Here is a 20,465-nt window from a genome sequence, read left to right as displayed (position 1 = left end):
CCTACCGGAGCGACAATTCTGAATTTGATAATTATTGATAAAACACTGGTATTTTTATGGACCAAATATTTGGAACACTAGCAGTTGGCAGGAGATCACGGGGCCTGTACAGGAATAAATTCACTCAAAATAATGCCCAGAATAATATTAGCTTATATCCTGGGATTTTAACCGTCCTGTTTTTGCTTTTGGTAAACTGCATGTCGGGAAACGCCCAAAGTAGGGATAGCGGCGAGCGCAAACAGTTGTTTGATTATAACTGGAAATTTTTGCAGGGCGATGAAGCCTTGGCCAGATCAAGGGATTTTAATGATTCAGGCTGGCGTAGCCTTGATCTGCCGCATGACTGGAGTATCGAAGGAAAAATAAACCCTAACAATCCAACTGGTGGTGGTGGCGGCTATTTTCCGGCGGGAACTGGCTGGTACAGGAAAACATTCGCTGTTCCTCAAGACTGGAAGGGAAAAAACGTTTCTGTTTATTTTGAGGGCGTATATATGAACTCCGAAGTTTTTATCAACGGAAAATCGCTTGGCGTATATCCTTATGGCTATTCATCGTTCGGCTATGACCTTTCGCCGTATCTGGATTTTGGAAAAGAAAATGTTATTGCAGTGCGTGTCGACAATTCACAACAGATGAACAGCCGTTGGTACAGTGGCTCTGGTATTTACCGTCATGTGTGGTTAAATGTTACTAGTACTGTACATGTTGCGCACTGGGGCCTGAATATTTCAACTCCTCAAGTATCTTCAAAAAAAGCAACTGTACTGGTGAAAACCAAGGTTAAAAATGAAACAGCATCTGCGCTGAGCGTTGTTGTAAAAACTTTTCTTCGGAACAGGAATGCTAAAAATGCGGGAGATGGCCAGATGAAGGTTGAGCTTCCTGCCAATAGCGAGAAGGAAATCACCCAGACCATACAAGTGTCAGATCCTATGCTCTGGACACCCGAAACACCACATTTGTACCAGGCTCAGATCCAGGTTGTAAAAGACAAAAAAGTGCTGGACGATACAAAAACCAATTTTGGCATCCGTTCCCTGAAATTTACCACTGAACATGGATTTCAGCTTAACGGCAAAACCGTGAAGATAAACGGCGGCTGTGTACATCACGATAATGGCTGCCTGGGCGCTGCAGCTTTTGACCGCGCCGAGGAACGTAAAGTTGAATTGCTTAAATCTGGTGGTTTCAATGCCGTGAGGACTTCCCACAATCCACCTTCTGAAGCATTTCTTGATGCCTGCGATAGATTAGGCCTGCTGGTAATGGATGAATCATTTGATTGTTGGAAAATTGGAAAAAACACCAATGATTATGCAAAATATTTCAACCAGTGGTGGAAAAAAGATTTAGAGACAATGATTTTGAGGGATCGTAATCATCCGTCTATCGTGATGTGGAGCATAGGTAACGAAATTGTAGAACGGGGAAAACCCGAGGCAGTTGAAACAGCTAAAATGCTTTTGCAGGAAGTGAAAAAATTAGACACTACAAGGCCGGTAACTTCTGCAGTTGTGAATTTAGGCAAATGGGAAAACCTGGATCCTTTGATAAATGTACACGATGTTGCCGGTTACAATTACAACCTGCAAACTGCCCCGGAAGATCATAAAAGAGTGCCTTCTCGTATTATCGTTCAGACCGAATCCTATCCGAAAGATGCTTTTGCCAATTGGAAACTGGTACAGGAAAACAACTACGTAATCGGTGATTTTGTCTGGACAGCGATGGATTATTTAGGTGAGTCAGGAATTGGCCGTTATTATTATTCGGGTGAGGTGCCCGGTGAGCATTGGGAGAACAGTTTTTTTCCATGGCATGGCGCTTACTGCGGCGATATCGACCTGACCGGATGGCGCAAACCCATTTCCCATTACCGGAGTATGCTGTACAACGATAACGAAAAACTCTATATGGCCGTTCGTGAACCTGCCCCTGAACCGTTACAGATCAAGGAAACCTGGTGGTCGGTATGGCCAACCTGGGAAAGCTGGACATGGCCTGGTTTTGAAGGGAGGACCATTCAGGTTGAAGTGTATTCCAAATATCCGAAAGTGAGGCTTTACCTTAATGAGAAACTGATAGGCGAACAGGCAACTATGCGCGAACAACAGTTCAAAGCTACTTTTCAGCTCCCATATGCTGCGGGTTTGATTAAAGCCGTAGGGGTAGAAGGTAATAAGGAAACGGGATCAGCCATCCTCAAAACTGCTGGCGATGCGGCAAAAATAATACTAAGGGCAGACCGGAAAGAAATCTTGGCCAACGGGCAGGATTTATCGTATATCACGGTTGAGCTAACCGATAAAGAGGGAACAGTTCAGCCCAATGCTACCAACCGCCTGCATTTCAAGATCGAAGGCCCAGGTGTAATTGCAGGAGTGGATAATGCTGATCTGAAAGATTTTGAACAGTATGTAGACAATACGCGTAAGGCATGGAAAGGTAAGGCTTTAGTTGTGATAAAGAGCAGACATGAAGCTGGTGATATCAAATTAACGGTTACATCGCCTGATTTACCCGCTCAAATTTTAACCGTTAAAACCGTTGAGCAGGAGTAATGATTAGATGCTTTAAATTAAAATGACACAAAAACAGCACCATTATGAATGATACTCAGCAGATAGTTTTACCAATATTTTGGAAAAACTGTAATGCCTTTGGAGGAGTGCAGATGCCCTGCAACCTTTTAATAAATTATCCATTTAAACAGACTTTTGATCACAATTATAATAATCAATATAACAAATGAATAAATTTTTTTTACGTATAATCATTTTTATGGCGCTATGGCCAGGTGTTGGGAATGCTCAAATCCTGCATCTTAAATCTCCCAACGGGAAAATTGATTTGGCTTTGGAAACCGGAGCAAAAATATCATGGTCTGTAAAACATGAAAATACAGCAGTTATTGTGCCTTCAACCATTTCGTTAAGACTTGGTAACGGGGTGGTTTTAGGAAATAATGCAAAAATTATTAATACTAAAAAATCAAGTGTCAATACCGTTATTAATACACCTGTTTATAAAAAGAAATCGGTTGTTGATGAGTACAACCAGCTAACGGTAAACTTTAAAGGTGATTTTGGCCTGATTTTAAGGGCCTATAACGATGGTGTAGCCTATCGTTTTTTCACTAAGAAAAAAGGAGAGATTACTATTGAGTCTGAAGAAGCTAATTTTAACTTCGATAAAGACCATAAGGCCTTTATTCCCTATGTACGCGATTTAAGGGAAAATAATTTATATATATCTGCTTTCGAATCTACATACGATGAAATCCGGCTTTCGAAATTTGTAAAGGATTCGCTGGCTATTTCTCCGCTTCTTGTCGATTTGGGAAATGGGAAAAAAGCCGCTATCGTAGAGGCCGAATTGGTAGATTATCCCGGTATGTTCCTCACCAAAGGCAAACAGGAGCAGCATGGTTTAAGTGGAACATTTGCACATTATCCGAAAGCAGAGCGCTTAGGTGGATTTAATAAAATGAATTACATGGTTTCAGATAGGGAAGCTTATATAGCTAAAACCAGTGGGACTCGTAATTTCCCCTGGAGAGCTGTGATAATAAGTGAGCATGATAAGGACCTTTTAAATAATGATATGGTGCAAAAACTCTCTACACCTTCCCAAATTGCAGATATAAACTGGATAAAGCCAGGTAAGGTAGCCTGGGACTGGTGGAATGACTGGAACATATCAGGTGTGGATTTTAAGGCAGGAATTAATACCGAAACCTATAAATATTATATTGATTTTGCTTCCAGAAACCACATCGATTATGTGGTGTTGGATGAGGGCTGGAGCGAAGAAACCGACTTGCTGAAAATTTCGCCAAACATGAATGTCAAAGAACTGATCAGTTATGGAAAGCAGAGAAATGTAGGCATCATGCTTTGGGCGTCCTGGTATGCCATAAATCGGGATTTAGATGGCACCTTTACCCAATATTCAAGGATGGGAATTAAAGGTTTTAAAATAGATTTTATAGATCGGGACGATCAGAAAATGGTAAGTTCGGTTTACAACATCGCTAGAAAAGCTGCAAATTATAAACTCCTTATTGATTATCATGGCGTTTATAAACCTACCGGAATACAGCGTACCTATCCCAATGTTGTCAATTTTGAAGGAGTAAAAGGATTGGAAAATGCAAAATGGACACCAAATGATGATATGCCCCATTATGAAACTACAATACCGTTCATCAGGATGTTGGCTGGCCCCATGGATTACACCCCTGGAGCGATGCGTAATGCGACAAAAGCAGATTTCAGGCCAAGTAATTCAATGCCTATGAGCCAGGGAACAAGATGTCATCAGTTGGGTATGTACGTGGTATATGAAGCACCTTTACAGATGATGGCTGATAGCCCAACAGCATATATGAAAGAACAGGAGAGCACCAGTTTCATTTCAAAAATACCTACCACCTTTGATGAAACAATTGCCCTTGATGGAAAAGTAGGAGAATATGTTACTGTCGCCAGAAAAAAAGAAAATAAATGGTATATCGGCGGACTGTCAAACTGGTCTGCAAGGACAACAACAATTGACCTGTCTTTTCTGGGCAAGGGAAAATATTCTGCAGAACTTTTTAAGGATGGAGTTAACGCCAATAAGGATGCTACAGACTACAAACGCGAAATAGTTAAAGTTACAAGTGCAGATAAGCTTACCATTCATATGGCGAATGGTGGTGGCTTTGCAATCATAATTAATCCGGAAGAATAGTTGGAATAAATAGTCCGGCTGTTCAAACAAAGCTGAATGAATAGCCGGCAAACTAAGCGGAAGGAGATAAGTACCCTTACTTATTTTGTTATTCCGTAGATGGTGAAAAAATTAAATTTTTAAACAAGATAAACCTACGATATCTGAATGATGAAACCAATGCAGGCCTCTCTGGTGTTTTTTATTGCATGATATGCCAAAAATAAAAATACTAAAGCCTATGGCGATTTCGGTGAGTTTATGTACAATCCGGCAATTTAGATCAATGTGTGGTAATGATATTTTGCCTGTACAATTACTTTAAAAGTAAGATGAATAACGGAATAAAGATAATATTATTTAAAGCGTGGATATGGATTGTATTATCCACGCTGCTTTTAGCCGGTACTGCGCATGCACAGACCGCAATGATTAATGCTCAATCAAGGAACCCGATCAGCTTGAACGGTGAATGGAACGCTATTTTGGATCCTACCGGTATTGGCGAATGGAGGCAGATATGGTTAGAAAAAAAGCCCGGGTTAAAAACCGACTTTGTAGAATATTCTTTTGAAGGTGGTCCGCGATTGAAAGTACCTGGCGACTTTAATTCTCAAATGTGTGAATTAACTTATTTTGAAGGGGTTGTCTGGTATAAAAAAGAATTTAATTATTCGCTGGATAAAAATAAAAGACTGTTTGTTCATTTTGGTGCAGTGAATTATCTGGCAGATATTTACCTGAATGGGGAAAAGATTGGAAGCCACGAAGGTGGTTTTACTCCATTTCAATTTGAAATAACCGAAAAAATTAAACCTGGGAAAAACTCACTGATCGTTAAGGTTGATAACAAAAGACTGAAAAACGGACTTCCAGGATTAGGTTACGATTGGTTAAACTACGGCGGCATTACCCGCGATGTAAATCTTATTGAAACCGGTAATACTTATATTGAAGATTATAGTATTCAGCTCAGAAAAGGAAGCCAAAAAGAAGTTCTTGGATGGATTAAATTAAACGGTATTCACAAGAAACAAGATCTGAAAGTTAAAATTCCTGAATTAGGTCTGGTGTATTCAACAAAGTCGGATAGTATGGGAATGGCTAAACTTCGGTTTTCCGGCGCTTTCAAATTGTGGTCGACCGATAACCCCAAACGTTACAAGGTGTTTGTTGAGGGCGAAACTGATCGCATCAACGATGAAATTGGTTTTAGGAATATAGACGTTATCGGAAATAAGGTTTTCTTAAACGGTAAGGTTGTTTTTCTCAAAGGAATTAACATTCACGAAGAAAATCCCTATAAAGGAGCCAGGGCATTTTCGAAAGAAGATGCCATCCTCCTCTTAAGCCAGGCGAAAGCACTTGGTTGCAACCTGGTTCGCCTGGCGCATTATCCGCATAATGAATACATGATCAGTGAGGCTGAAAAAATGGGCTTAATGGTATGGAGCGAGCTGCCGGTGTACCAGCATATCGAATTTTCAGATACTGCGGTTTTATCAAAAATGAATTTGATGCTCAAAGAAATGCTTAGCAGAGACAGGAACCGGTGTAGTGTAGTGATCTGGAGTCTTTCTAATGAAACTTATGATGGTACACCAAACCGTACCAATGCACTCGCCAGATTAACTAAGGTATGTAGATCACTTGATTCTACCAGATTAATAACACATGTTACCAACAGTCAGGCTTACAGCAATAATTCTTTTAAAGTATGGGATAGCCTTTACAAGTATGCCGATATCATAGCGGTTAACGAATATATTGGCTGGTATATTCCCTGGCAAGGTAAGCCCGAAAATACAACCTGGAACGTGGCCTTTCCGGATAAGCCGGTTTTTATTTCCGAATTCGGTGGCGAGGCACTGTTTGGCAACAGGAATGGAGCAGCCGATGAGGCTGCTTCCTGGAGAGAAGAATATCAAAAGCAAATCTATGCCGACCAGCTCAAAATGTTTAGTGCCATTCCCAATCTATGCGGCGTATCCCCATGGCTTTTGTTTGATTATCGCTCATTAGGCAGAATGCACCCCGTTTATCAGAAAGGATATAACAGAAAAGGCCTGTTATCGGAAAAGGGTGAAAAAAAAATGGCCTGGTATATTATGGAACAATATTATAAAAGCAAATGAAACCTATAAATGTTAGAAAAAACCTATTGGTTTTGAGCTGTTTGATGGCCACCCTCAACGTTTTTGGCCAAAGTAAACAGATCAATCTTTGGAATGGAGAAGCGCCAGGTGCAATAGCCAATGCCAATTATAAACAGCAAGTAGATTCAGCAAATAGCTGGATGACTTTTATCACAAAGCCCTTACTTGAGATGTATCCGGCCCCATCGGAAACAGCAAATGGTACGGCAGTAATTATATGTCCGGGAGGTGGTTATTCCGGGCTGGCCATTGCCCACGAAGGAAAGGAAGTTGCCAAGTGGTTAAATAGCCTCGGAATTACGGCTTTCGTATTAAAATACCGCTTGCCAAATGATGCAATCATGATTGATAAGACCATTGGTCCATTACAAGATGGGCAGCAAGCTATTCGCTTAGTGAGAAGCAATGCTAAAGCGTGGGGGATCAATCCCGGAAAAATCGGGATTATGGGATTTTCGGCAGGAGGACATCTTGCAGCTACAGTATCAACTCATTTCAAAGAAAAGGCCTCGGCAATTGCTGATACAACAAGCCTGCGGCCAGACTTTTCGATACTGATTTATCCGGTTATATCCATGCAGGAAAATATTACTCATAAAGGTTCAAAAGTGAATTTGTTGGGCGAAAATCCGGCTGCAGAAAAAGTAAACTATTTTTCAAATGAACTACAGGTTAACGATCAAACACCACCTGCATTTCTGGTACATTCTATGGATGATAAAGCGGTTCCGGTACAAAACAGTGTTGCATATGCGCTTGCTATGGAGAAAAAAAATGTTGCCTGCGAACTTCATATTTATCAGTCAGGCGGACATGGTTATGGCCTTGCACATTCTAAAAAAACTGAATCATTGTGGCCCGAAGCTTGCCGTAAATGGATGGAGATGAGGGGATACATCAAAGAACAAGGAACGGAAAAAGGTATTATTGATCAGGCTGCCAAACCAGGTCCGGACGATAAACCTGCGTTTAACGATCCACCAATGGGTTTCAGAGATAAACGCGACAATATATCTCATGGCACCATCAGCTCCGTTCAATACAGTTCCAAAACATTGGGGCAATCCCGCGAAATGCTGGTTTACACGCCCCCAGGTTATTCGCCTGCTAAACGCTATCCGGTAATTTATCTCTTGCATGGACTTAATTCAGGTAACGGTCAATGGCCATATTGGGTTCGTGCCAATAATATTATCGATAACCTGATAAGCGAGGGTAAAATTAAGCCAATGATAATCGTTTTTCCAAACTGCAATACCAACGTAACTGTAAATAATCCAAAGCCAGATGAGCAAGAGGAGCGTAAAGGAGGCTTTAAGGGTTACGGGATGTCTTTCCAGAATGATTTGCTTCATGAAATCATTCCATTTATTGAATCTCATTATTCAGTTTATACCGACCGCAAACATCGTGCGCTGGCGGGCTTGTCTATGGGTGGTGGTCAATCCTTGAACATAGGCCTCGCACATATCAGCGCTTTTGCTTATGTGGGTGGATTCTCTTCCGCACCTAACACCAACCAGTTCGGAGGTCTTTCTGATGTTAAACTTTTACCCGATTTGTCGGCTGCAAAACACAAACTTAAAATATTATGGCTGGCGTGTGGCAGTAAAGATGGGTTGTTTAGCGTTAGCCAGCGCGTGCACCAATACCTCAAATCGCAAGGGGTACCACATGTATGGCATGTGGATGCAAATGCTCATGATGATACGGAGTGGGCCAATAACTTATACCTTTTTGTTCAGCATATTTTCAAATAAAGGTGAGCTGATGCATTAAACAACATACTCATCGTTTGATTCTTTAAAGTAAAAAAATAACAAACATAAAATTATGAAGAAATATTTAATGGCATTTATATTAATTGTGATCTACGGAACTACCGCGAAATCCCAAAATGCCAATCCATATTTTCCAGAAAAAGACCTGATCACCACCGGGATATACTATTATCCCGAACACTGGAAAGAAAGCCAGTGGGAGCGCGATATCAAAAAGATTTCGGATATGGGCTACGAGTTTGTGCACCTTGCAGAATTTGCCTGGTTTAAAATGGAACCAGAAGAAGGAAAGTTTGACTTTACCTGGCTTGATAAGGTGGTGGGTTTATGCGCAAAATATAAGCTTAAGGTGGTCATGTGCACGCCATCTGCAACTACACCGGCATGGATGCGGACCAATTATCCCGAAACCTTTATCATGGACGGGCATTATATCCGGGCCGAACATGGAACAAGGGGGCTGGCATCAATCGTTAATCCAAAATACCGTTTGTTTGTGGAAAAAATTGTAACCGAGATGGGCAGGCGCTACGGTCAGAATAAAAATGTAACCGGATGGCAGCTGGATAATGAACCCGATGCGAAACCCGATTACAGTGCATCTTCTCAGGAAGCTTTCCGGCAATGGCTAAAGAGCAGGTACCAAACCATTGATGCTTTAAATGATGCCTGGGGCACTGCCTTCTGGAGCCAGTGGTATAACAATTTTGACCAGGTTATGATCCACAATACAAACCTGGTAGGCTGGTGGGGCAATAATCCGCATGCATTGCTCGATTTTAAGCGTTATTGTGCGGATGCACAGGCTGAATTCCTTGATTTTCAGGCTGACAAACTGCGGGAACATATTGCAAAAAAACAATACATAACCACCAATTATACGGCTGTTGCTACGGGCTCAGACCCTGGGCGGACCAGGAAACTCGATTTTGCAGCCTATACTGCCTATCCCAATGGAGGCAGCGACAACATTGGCGAACTTGGATTCAGATTGGGCGATAGCAAGGTAATCCTTTTTGCTTCAGCATATTATAAGCAGGTTGGTGGCGTATCAGGGGTAATGGAAATCCAGCCGGGCCCGGTAAATTGGGGGAGCTACAACCCGCTACTTTTGCCCGGAACAGTGCGCATGTGGCTGTACCATACCTTTGCCGCAGGTGGGAAACTGGCCTGTTCTTACCGGTTCAGGCAGATTTTATACAGCGCAGAACAATACCATTCGGGTGTTATACAAACAGATGGGGTAACACCTTCGCCCGGGGGTGAAGAGTATATCCAGTTTATGAAAGAAATAAAAGAGCTGCGCAGGCAATATAAGCCGGATGTTAAGCTACCGGAAAAGCTGGCAGCCCGTTCAACGGCCATACTCTGGAACCTGGAGAATTATTGGTCGATAGACAGGCAAAAACAGACCAACCAATGGGATACCTGGGGATATCCTGTTAAATTTTTGGAGATCGCAAAATCGCTGGGAGCCCCGGTCGATATCATCAATGAAAAAACTGATTTTTCTAAATATAAGGTTTTAATTGTACCTGCCTATGAAATGGCGGATGCTGCTTTGGTTAAAAAATGGGAGAACTACGCTGCTAACGGAGGGCATTTGATTATTACCTGCCGTACCGCAACCAAAAACCGTATGGGGCATTTCTGGGAGGGTAAAACGGCAGCGCCGATTTCTGGCCTTATCGGTGCCCAGGTTACGGCGACCGATATGCTTTCAGCTTATGCTAATGGGGATATCCAGATGGGTCCGGAACACTATAAATGGAACAAATGGGGCGATCTGTTGCAGCCCGATCAAAATACCGAAGTCCTTGCAAGGTATGAAAACCAGTTTTATAAAGGGAAGGCAGCTGTTGTAAAACACAAAATCGGTAAAGGATCTGTAACCTACATAGGTGTAGCCACAGACGATTCGAAGCTGGAAAAGGATCTGTTACGGGAAACTTACACCGGAGCAGGGGCAACTACCGAAAATTATCCGCCAGGTGTTTATGTTTATTGGAGGGATGGGTTTTATATGGCCGTAAATTATTCTTCTACTGATTATATGATAAATATTCCTGCAGATTCGAAGATTATTGTCGGAGAAAAAACATTGAAACCCGCTGGTGTAACGGTTTGGACCGGGTAAATTTGCCGCAGTGCTGAGCATATCTCCGGATTTTATTGTAAATTAGCCATATTAACGTTAACCAAACGATTATAAACTTGTGCTTTTAGTAGTAAGTAATTCCTTCTAAACAGACATACCCGATTTAATAAAAAATATGTTTAGGTTTTTAGCCCTGATCTGTGCACTGATATGGGGTAGTGCGCTTTATGCCCAGGATGATAGTTACCGGTTTTCCCGTATTGATATTACCAATGGGTTATCAGATAACCAAATAAATTCGATATATAAAGACTATAAGGGATTTATGTGGTTTGGAACCATGGCTGGACTGAGCAGGTTTGATGGGCACGATTTTAAGATTTTCAGACACAATTCAAAAGATAGTTCAAGCCTGCCAAATGGTTATGTGGTCGGCATCTTTGAAGGACCGCAAAAACAGTTATGGATTAAATCAAACGAAGGCTTTAGTATTTATGACCACACCAGCGAAAAGTTTGAGCGTTTTCAGCAAAAACATTATAGAAAATATAAAATTCCAAACGGATACCTTAAAGAAGTAAAAACAGATAGCGGGAGGAAGTTATATTTTAATATTCAAAATCACGGTATTTATTGTTACGATTCGAAAACCAATACATCGATAAAATATACGCTAAAGGGAGCGCTGATAGGTGCATTGGAGAATGCTGAGGTAAGTGATTTTATCGATGATTTAAAGGGTAATTTATGGATTATTTATACTAATGGTATACTTGATAAATTTAACTTAAAACAACATCAGGTAACCCGCCGGTTTAACGCTGTAAATGAGCATTTTTCTGGTCAAACAACCGCATACAGCCTTAAGCGTGATTCAGCAGGTGATATCTATATTTTTAGCGGGCCCAATCCTTTTGGCCTCTTTTATCTCAATGCAAAAAACGAGAAGTTCCATTATTTCGGGAAAAAGCAAGATCATACCGGTTTAAGTTCTAAAAATGTAAGCCACATAATTGAAGGAGAAGACGGAAATATTTGGATTGGTACCGATCATGGCGGAATTAATATTCTGGATAAAAAGACCAATAGATTAACTTATATTTTAAATAAAGAGAACGATCCGCGAAGCTTGAGCGATAACAGTATTTCGGCATTATACAAGGATAACAATAATATCATCTGGATCGGCACCTTTAAAAAAGGAATTTGTTTCTATCATAAAAGCGTTTATAAGTTTCCTGCTAACCGGTATCTGGCCGGAAAAAAACCAATTAAGAAAGATGTTAATTGTTTTGCAGAAGATAACTATGGCAATCTATGGATTGGCACCAATGGGGAGGGCTTGTTGCGTTTAAACAAAACAACCGGCGAGATTACAACTTACCGCAATAACCCCGACAACAATACTTCTTTGGCTAGTGACATTGTGGTAAGTCTTGAGATAGACCATGAAGGTATATTGTGGATTGGCACTTATTTGGGCGGGCTTGATGCTTTTGATGGAAAAAATTTCAAACATTTTAAGCCTGGTCACAACGCTGCAAATTTGTCTGATAACCGCATTTATGCCTTATTGGAAGATTCTTATAACAGACTTTGGGTTGGCACCTTAAATGGTGGACTCGATTTATTGGACCGCCAGACCGGAACATTTAAACATTTTAATCCAAATGTTAAAAATACACTGAATTCTTTTGTTGTTTCCTGTTTGTACGAAGATAGAAATAGAAATATCTGGATTGGCACTACTGGGGGCGTAAATATATTTGATCATAAAAGCGCTACCTTTAAATATCTAACAAGCAAATCTGCAGATAGCAACAGTCTCATCATGAATGATGTAAGTTCGATATTGCAAGATGTGCGAGGATGGATGTGGATCGGTACAAAAGAAGGAATCAGTATATATGATCCGGTTACCGGCATATTTAACAACCTGAACGAAACTGTTGGCCTCCCTGAAGGTATGGTGTTTGAACTACTGGAGGATGAAGATCACCATATATGGTATAGTTCACGTAAAGGCCTTTATAAGATTTCTGTAATCCCTAACGGAAAAAAGTATCAATTCAGATATAGCAAATACGGTCAATCTGATGGTCTTGAAAGTACACAGTTTAATATCAATGCTGCAGGCAAAACTAAAGCGGGTGAACTGATTTTTGGAGGCCCAAGCGGGTTTAATGTATTCAAGGCCGGCGAAATTAAAAACAGCAAGTTCCCTGCTGCCTTAGTAATGACAGACCTGGAAGTGTTTTACCATAAAGTCCGCGTAGGAGAGCCTATCAACGGGCACATTGTTTTGCCAGAAGCCATCACTTCGCTCAAGAATTTAAACCTCACTTACAAGGAAAATATCTTTTCAATCCAGTTTGCATTGCTTAATTATTTTAACCCAAACAAGATAATCTATAAATATAACCTCGAAGGGTTCGATAAACGCTGGCTTACTGTTTCGTCTGAACTGCGGAAGGCTACTTTTACCAATCTTGATCCAGGAGAATATATCCTCCATGTAAGCGCTTTTTACGAAAATGATTCGGCTCCCATCGCAGAGTCGCAGTTAAATATCACCATTTCTCCCCCTTTCTGGAGAACCGTGTGGGCATACATCCTATACCTGGCAATAATAGGATTTGCATTACTGTATATACGTAGCCGGGGCATTAATAAACTTAAACAGGAGTTTGCATTGGCACAGGAAAGGGCTGAGGCAAAACAACTGCGGGAGCAAGACCGTAAAGAGGCAGAAAGATTACGGGAACTGGATTTACTAAAGATTAAATTTTTAACCAACCTCAGTCATGAGTTCAGGACGCCCATTTCCTTAATTCTTGCTCCGGTTGATAAGCTGTTAATTGCTGCGAAAGAAAATGAGCGGTATGGGCAGTTGGCAATGATTAAAAGAAATGCAAGGCGTTTATTAAACATGGTAAATCAGTTGCTCGATTTTCGTAAAATGGAGGAACAGGAACTGCGATTAAACAATACCGAGGGCGAAGTGGTATCTTTTATTAAGGATGCCACAGATTCTTTTTATGACCTGGCCGAACGTAAACAGATAAAACTGACTTTCGCCAGTCCGATCGAAAGTTTGTATGCTTATTTCGATCAGGATAAAGTAGAGCGTATCATATTTAATCTGCTCTCGAACGCGTTTAAATTTACGCCACCTGGCGGAAAAGTAGAGGTTATGCTACACAAGCGGTTAAACAAAACGGAAGATGGTAAAATTCTATTGGAATTAAAGATTCAGGATTCCGGAATAGGCATTCCGGCAGATAAACAGGCACAAATTTTTGATCGCTTTTTTCAGCATGAAACTTCCGCATCCATTCTGAATCAGGGATCTGGAATTGGTCTTTCAATTACCAAGGAATTTGTAAAAATGCAGGGTGGTGAAATAGCTGTAGAAAGTGAACCTGGTCAGGGAACCTGTTTTACACTGCAACTCCTGTTATCGCCTGTTGTAGAAGAAGATCTGGTTCGGAGCAATGCTGAAGATCTGTCTGTTCAATACGATATTGATGACAAAGAAAAAACAGGAAAAGAGCCTGCCGATAAACATGTGACGACAAAAAATGTCCCTGTGATTTTGTTGGTAGAAGATAATGAGGATTTTAGGTTTTATCTTAAAGATAACCTGAGCATTTATTATAAGATAGTAGAGGCCTCAAACGGAAAGGAAGGTTGGCAAAAAGCACTGGCGCTGCATCCGCATTTGATCGTTTCGGATATCAGTATGCCCGAAATGAGCGGTACAGAACTGTGCACGAAATTAAAATCAGACGAGCGGACAAAACATATTCCGATTATCCTGTTAACAGCTTTAACAGGCGAGGAGGAGCAACTGAAAGGATTGGAAACCGGAGCAAACGATTATATGACCAAGCCTTTCAATTTCGAAATTTTACACTCAAAGATCAAAAATCTCCTCACGCTGCATCAAACCTTTAAAAAAACCTATTCCAGACAGGTAAGCATGGCATCACCGGAAATGGAGATCGAATCCGATGATGTGAAATTTCTGAATACCGCATTGCTTTACATTGAAGACAATCTCCATAAACCCCAATTATCTGTGGAAGATCTGAGCAAGCATATGGTGATCAGTAGGGTATCATTATACAGAAAGTGTTTACGGGTTACCGGTAAAACCCCTATTGATTTTATCAGATCTGTTAAGCTCGAGAAAGCGGCGGTTTTATTGGAAAAAAGCAGTAAAACCATTTCCGAAATCTGTTATATGGTCGGTTTTAGCACCCCTAACTATTTTGCAAAAGCATTCAGGGAAAAATACCAGGTGCTTCCTTCAGAGTATAGAGCGAAAAAAAGGCATTCGGATTAAAAACAGCTCCTGATACCTTTCAAACAGGATAAATTGATTGATGTTATTAAAAGTAAATAAAAACACAGCTGTGTTGCGGCTTTAGTAATTATTCTTGATACGCACTAAAATGACCAGATAATAATCGTTGTTTTAACGTTTATTATTTATATTTGTGAAAGACCAAATATAAACGGATGAAAAGAATAACATCAGTATTGATTTTACTTTGTTCAATGTTCACAATTGATCAAACTTACGCGCAACAGAATTTTAAGAATTGGGCGAAGACTCCTCCAATGGGATGGAATAGCTGGGACTGTTACGGCTCTTCTGTTACAGAAGCTGAAGTAAAAGCCAATGCAGATTACATGGCTTCCAAATTGAAATCTTCCGGATGGGAATATATCGTTGTAGATATCCGCTGGTTTGTGGAAAATGATAAAGCAGGAGGGTATAACCAAACAGATCCAAAATATGTAATTGACAAATTTGGGCGTTATCTGCCTGCTTTGAACCGGTTCCCGTCAGCAGCAGACGGACAGGGCTTTAAAAACCTGGCCAAATATATACACGCTAAGGGTTTAAAATTTGGTATCCATATTATGCGTGGCATCCCTACGCTTGCCGTTAAAGAAAAGATGCCCGTTATGGGTACAAAATACACTGCCGATCAGATCTATAGCACTGATTTGCAATGCAAATGGCTCACTGACAATTATACGATAGATGCTACAAAACCTGGTGCACAGGAATATTACGATTCAATAATGAAACTTTACGCCAGTTGGGGTGTCGACTTTATCAAAGTAGATGATCTTTCCCGTCCTTATCATCAGGGAGAAATAGAGCTCATCAGAAAAGCAATTGATAAAACCGGTCGCCCGATTGTGCTGAGCACTTCACCAGGCGAAACGCCGATAGAAAAAGCAGAACACGTTCAAAAACATGCAAATATGTGGAGAATGGTGGATGATGTATGGGATACCTGGCCACATATTACCCACCTGATTAATGTTGCACAACCATGGGCGCCGTATATTAAACCTGGCACCTGGCCTGATTGTGATATGATTCCTTTGGGTAGAATTTCCATTCGCGGAGAAAGGGGCGGCGACCGTGCGAGCAGATTGACCAGGGATGAGCAGCAAGTGCTGATGACTTTCTTCACCATATTCCGCTCGCCCCTGATGTTTGGTGGCGATATGCCGAGCCTAGATCCCTTTACCACTTCGCTGCTTACCAATAAAGCTGTACTTAAGATGCATAGAGAAAGTATGGATGTGAAATTTCTCTTTAACGATCGCAAGAAAGTTGCAGTAACATCAACGAATGCTAAAACCGGACAACACTATCTCGCCCTGTTCAATCTTTCTGATGAGCCAGATCCAAAGGAAATTTCTGTAAAACTCTCAGATTTAGGGATAACTAAAATAGCTAAGGTTACAGATAGCTGGACAGGAAAAGTTGTTCAGAATGATGGAAAACAAATAACCGCAAATCTTAAACCACATAGCTGCATTTTGTATGAAATTAAGTAAGCTATCTATAGCACTGGTGCTTCTGCTGTTTAGCAAAAACTCATTTGCATCAGAACCAACGAAGCATGCTGCAGCTGATTCTGTTTACCTGTTTTCATACGTGAATGATGGATTGCGGTTTGCATGGAGCAATGACCGGAATAATTGGACCCCTGTTGGAATGGGACAGGTTTATCTTCGCTCAGATTTTGGCCGTTGGGGATCAGAAAAAAAAATGTTTGCTCCATATGTGATTCTGGGGCGCGGGGGAGTTTGGCAATGCGTTTGGAGCTTAAATGACCGGGTAAAGCAATTTGCTCATGCTCAAACCAAAAATCTGATTGACTGGGGGCCGCAAGCTTATCCCTTTTTTGAAAAAGGTAAGAATATCCTTCGTCCGGTGATTAGTTACCATAAAGATCCGGACATTTATCAGATTGTATATACGGATAGCGAGGGCGCCTATTTTCAGACAGAAACAAAAGACTTCAAGACCTATAGTACGGCAAAAGAGGTACCGCTCTCTGCCTATAAAAGCAATACCATCACCATTACGATTCAAAACAATACGGTAAGCGGACAGTTGCACCGCGTTAAATGGGCGGTGGTTGAAGAGTTGAATAAAGCTGCGGAGCTTAGGAGTTTCAAGGCGCAACAAGATGCGGAGACAACTAAAGATGATCCGGTACGTTTTGCAAACTTAACAAAGCCAGAGCTGCATATTTCGGCAGCGCCTGAAAAAGCTAAAGCAATAAGCAAGCTGTTAACAGGGATATTCTTTGAAGATATCAACTATGCAGCAGATGGGGGACTTTATGGCGAACTGATTCAAAATCGTGACTTCGAATATCAGCCATCTGATAAAGAAAACCATGATACAAAATGGAATAGCAATCATTCCTGGACATTCAAAGGTAAAGAAGGGGATTTTGCAATTCGAACAGAGCAGCCACTACACCCAAATAACCCACATTATGCGGCACTAAATTTAACGGTCGATGGTAGTTCATTATCGAATGCTGGTTATGATGGAATTGCGGTCAAAAAAGGGGAAAATTACCTGTTCTCCAGTTTTGCCCGGGTTGCAGAAGGAAAGAAGTCGTTTGAAGTGAGGCTTGTTAGTGAAAAATATGGCTTGCTATCGAAAGCATTGATCAGTTGCAGTTCAAAGTCCTGGAAGGAAATCAAAACAACGCTAAAATCATCGGTTTCAGCCTCAGATGTTAGCTTGCAATTATGGCCATTACAAAATGGCCGTATTGATCTCGACATGATTTCACTATTTCCCCAAAACACCTTCAAAAATCGCCGAAATGGCCTTAGAAAAGATCTTGCAGATACAATTGCAGCGATAAAGCCGCGTTTTGTACGTTTTCCTGGTGGGTGCGTGGCCCATGGAGATGGGATCCATAATATTTACAGATGGAAAAATACAATCGGCGCCTTACAGGCCCGGGTTCCCGACCGCAATTTGTGGGGTTATCACCAGAGTATGGGGCTGGGATACTTTGAGTACCTTCAGTTTTGTGAAGATATCGGCGCAACGCCGGTACCTGTTATTGCCGCTGGAGTGCCTTGCCAAAACTCAGGAGCCAATGGGGGCGGGCAGCAGGGCGGAATCCCGATGGCAGATATGCCTGCATATATTCAGGATATTATCGATCTGGTTGAATACTGTAACGGATCCACTAATACAAAATGGGGGAAGGAACGTGCAGCAGCAGGACATCCGAAACCATTTAATTTAAAGTATATCGGTATCGGCAATGAAGACCAGATAACAGACGTCTTTCGCGAGCATTTCGCCATGATCTATAAAGCACTTAAAAAAGCACACCCTGAAATAACCATTATTGGAACTTCAGGGCCATTTTTTGAAGGAACAGATTATGAGGAAGGTTGGGCCTTTGCCAACGAAATGAAAGTTGACATGATAGATGAACATTATTATCGTCCACCAGGCTGGTTTATAAACAATCAGGATTTTTATGATAAATATGACCGCAGTAAATCAAAGGTTTATCTGGGGGAGTATGCGGCAAGCCTCCCAGGGGGAAACAGGACTAACCTGGAAACTGCTTTAGCTGAAGCCTTGTATCTCACCTCCCTGGAGCGCAATGGGGATGTGGTATCTATGGCCTCTTATGCGCCGCTGTTGGCAAAGGAAAAACATACGCAGTGGAATCCTGATCTGATCTACTTTAATAATACGGAAGTTAAGCCCACCATTGGATATTATGTGCAACAGCTTTACGGTCAAAATGTAGGAGATGAGTTTATTCCTGCACGGGTTGATTTTTCAGTGAAGAGAGAAGATGCAATTAAGCGGGTGGCATACTCCATTACCCGCGACAAAGAATCAGGGAAATTATTCATCAAAATTGTAAATATGCTTCCAGTAGCAATCAAGTCTAATATTGATCTGTCCAAGCTAAATCCAATCAGTAAAGGGATAATTAAAAAAGAAATAGCAGGTCTTCCCGGTGATTACAAAATTCAACCTATAAAAACAGCTATGGATTTTTCGGATCTTAAATCTTTCGAACTAAAACCTTATTCCTTTACCGTATTTGAACTGTAAAATCAAATAAAACCGCTCGTCATCCGATAGCTATCGGATGACGAGAAGGCTTTTTCAGCCGACAGTCTGTCCCGACCTTTCGGGAAAGCAATCTTACAACTATCACTGCTAGTGTGCGCTTTAAGATTAGCTTCGCTGAGCACTCCGTGGTTCCGGTTGCGCGGGAAAGACGACCGATTATAGCGAGCGCCTTAACCCCCTATCCGCCTATCGGCACCTTTCCCCTGAAAGGGAAAAGGCTAAAAAACAAATTACCGCATCCTGCAATATGCTCCCTGCTATCTGGCCTAGCAGATTTTATTAGTAAGAATCAGGTCCAAAGATCTCTCCACTGCGGTAGAGATGACGACCCAACCTGCCCCCTCATAGTTTCAGAGTAATCAATCTACGGATGCCTGTCTCTGCCCTCTACAATATGTGCCATGTATCTACACCCTGTCATCCGGCATAGGAAATGATGGAAGGAGAAAACGTTAAAGCTTTTGCACCTCCTTCCAAATTACCACTACACCGAGACAGCACGCCCTCCCCGATTCTTCATCGGGGAGGGCGTGCTGGCGACAAAAAAGCTTTGACGAATTTATCCGAGATCAGTTCCAAGCCTTGATTTATGCCTTGGTGTTTGTTGTTTTTAAAGGTAGTCATGCTTTCGCTACGCTCAGGTTTGGTTACCTTTTTATCAAGAAAAAGGTAAGAGCCCCTCGGCGGCGGTGAGCCGAGGCAAGCCAGAGCCCATGGAAAAGAATAAAGACCGCTTTAAGGTTCCCGCCTGCGCGGGAAAGACGACCACTCTATTGGAGTCCGTCATTGATAGCCTCTCAAAAGACAAATGTTTTTGTTTACAACTACACATTCTTTTGTAGGCCTGCACCTGTCTGGGTTTGCGATAAAAAGCGCTCCAATCAGTGCTTACCAGTTTTACGGATCAGGAAAAAAATCGGATACAAATATTTCCAATTCAAATGCTATTATTTAGCAAATAAGGTTTTCAGCTGCCGTTATAAAGCTTTTGAAACATTTTTAGCGGAAATTGAAAGATCTGATCTATTCTAAATGGTATCTCTGACCTAATTTTGGTGCTAATAACCAATTATCCAGAAGAAGCTTATTCAGGCCTCTTATTTAATTATGAGAAATGCAAAGGGAGTAAGGTAGCATCCACACAAAAGGCTAAAATTTTCCGGTAATGGTATAGGTGCATCGTTTTATGGTGTACGCTATTGATAAGTATGAACCGGTCAGTAGCCCAATTTTAAAAATAATGCGAAACCAACACACTTAAT

The 20,465-nt window shown here is 41.3% G+C and carries 8 protein-coding genes; all 8 read left to right on the top strand.

Features of this window, described 5'->3' with window-relative positions:
- Positions 1 to 56 precede the first annotated feature (56 nt).
- The 8 genes from ACN9MR_RS14335 (at position 57) to ACN9MR_RS14300 (ending at position 19,182) form a co-directional block, all read left to right on the top strand.
- On the top strand, positions 57 to 2,567 hold the full coding sequence (locus ACN9MR_RS14335) for a glycoside hydrolase family 2 TIM barrel-domain containing protein (protein WP_426324600.1): 2,511 nt from the start codon (positions 57 to 59) through the stop codon (positions 2,565 to 2,567).
- A gap of 187 nt (positions 2,568 to 2,754) precedes the next feature.
- Positions 2,755 to 4,740: a glycoside hydrolase family 97 protein gene (locus ACN9MR_RS14330; protein ID WP_426324598.1), complete on the top strand. Its 1,986-nt coding sequence runs from the start codon at positions 2,755 to 2,757 to the stop codon at positions 4,738 to 4,740.
- 311 nt (positions 4,741 to 5,051) lie between these two features.
- Positions 5,052 to 6,854, top strand: coding sequence for a glycoside hydrolase family 2 protein (locus ACN9MR_RS14325; protein ID WP_426324596.1), 1,803 nt, complete (start codon positions 5,052 to 5,054; stop codon positions 6,852 to 6,854).
- Positions 6,851 to 8,635 (top strand): alpha/beta hydrolase-fold protein, encoded by a 1,785-nt coding sequence (locus tag ACN9MR_RS14320; protein WP_426324594.1) that lies wholly within the window; start codon positions 6,851 to 6,853, stop codon positions 8,633 to 8,635. The genes ACN9MR_RS14325 and ACN9MR_RS14320 overlap by 4 nt, the downstream gene beginning before the upstream one ends.
- Before the next feature lie 73 nt (positions 8,636 to 8,708).
- A complete protein-coding gene (locus ACN9MR_RS14315) occupies positions 8,709 to 10,793 on the top strand; it encodes a beta-galactosidase (protein WP_426324592.1) in 2,085 nt (694 codons plus the stop codon).
- Between the two features lie 136 nt (positions 10,794 to 10,929).
- On the top strand, positions 10,930 to 15,102 hold the full coding sequence (locus tag ACN9MR_RS14310) for a two-component regulator propeller domain-containing protein (protein ID WP_426324590.1): 4,173 nt from the start codon (positions 10,930 to 10,932) through the stop codon (positions 15,100 to 15,102).
- Between the two features lie 176 nt (positions 15,103 to 15,278).
- Positions 15,279 to 16,622: a glycoside hydrolase family 27 protein gene (locus ACN9MR_RS14305; protein WP_426324588.1), complete on the top strand. Its 1,344-nt coding sequence runs from the start codon at positions 15,279 to 15,281 to the stop codon at positions 16,620 to 16,622.
- Positions 16,609 to 19,182 (top strand): alpha-L-arabinofuranosidase C-terminal domain-containing protein, encoded by a 2,574-nt coding sequence (locus ACN9MR_RS14300; protein ID WP_426324586.1) that lies wholly within the window; start codon positions 16,609 to 16,611, stop codon positions 19,180 to 19,182. The genes ACN9MR_RS14305 and ACN9MR_RS14300 overlap by 14 nt, the downstream gene beginning before the upstream one ends.
- Positions 19,183 to 20,465: the final 1,283 nt, after the last annotated feature.

Origin of the sequence: Pedobacter sp. R-06, from assembly GCF_049913135.1 — a bacterium.
GTDB lineage: Bacteria > Bacteroidota > Bacteroidia > Sphingobacteriales > Sphingobacteriaceae > Pedobacter.
Note: the sequence above shows the minus strand (reverse complement) of the source record. Positions and strands in the feature narration are given on the sequence as shown.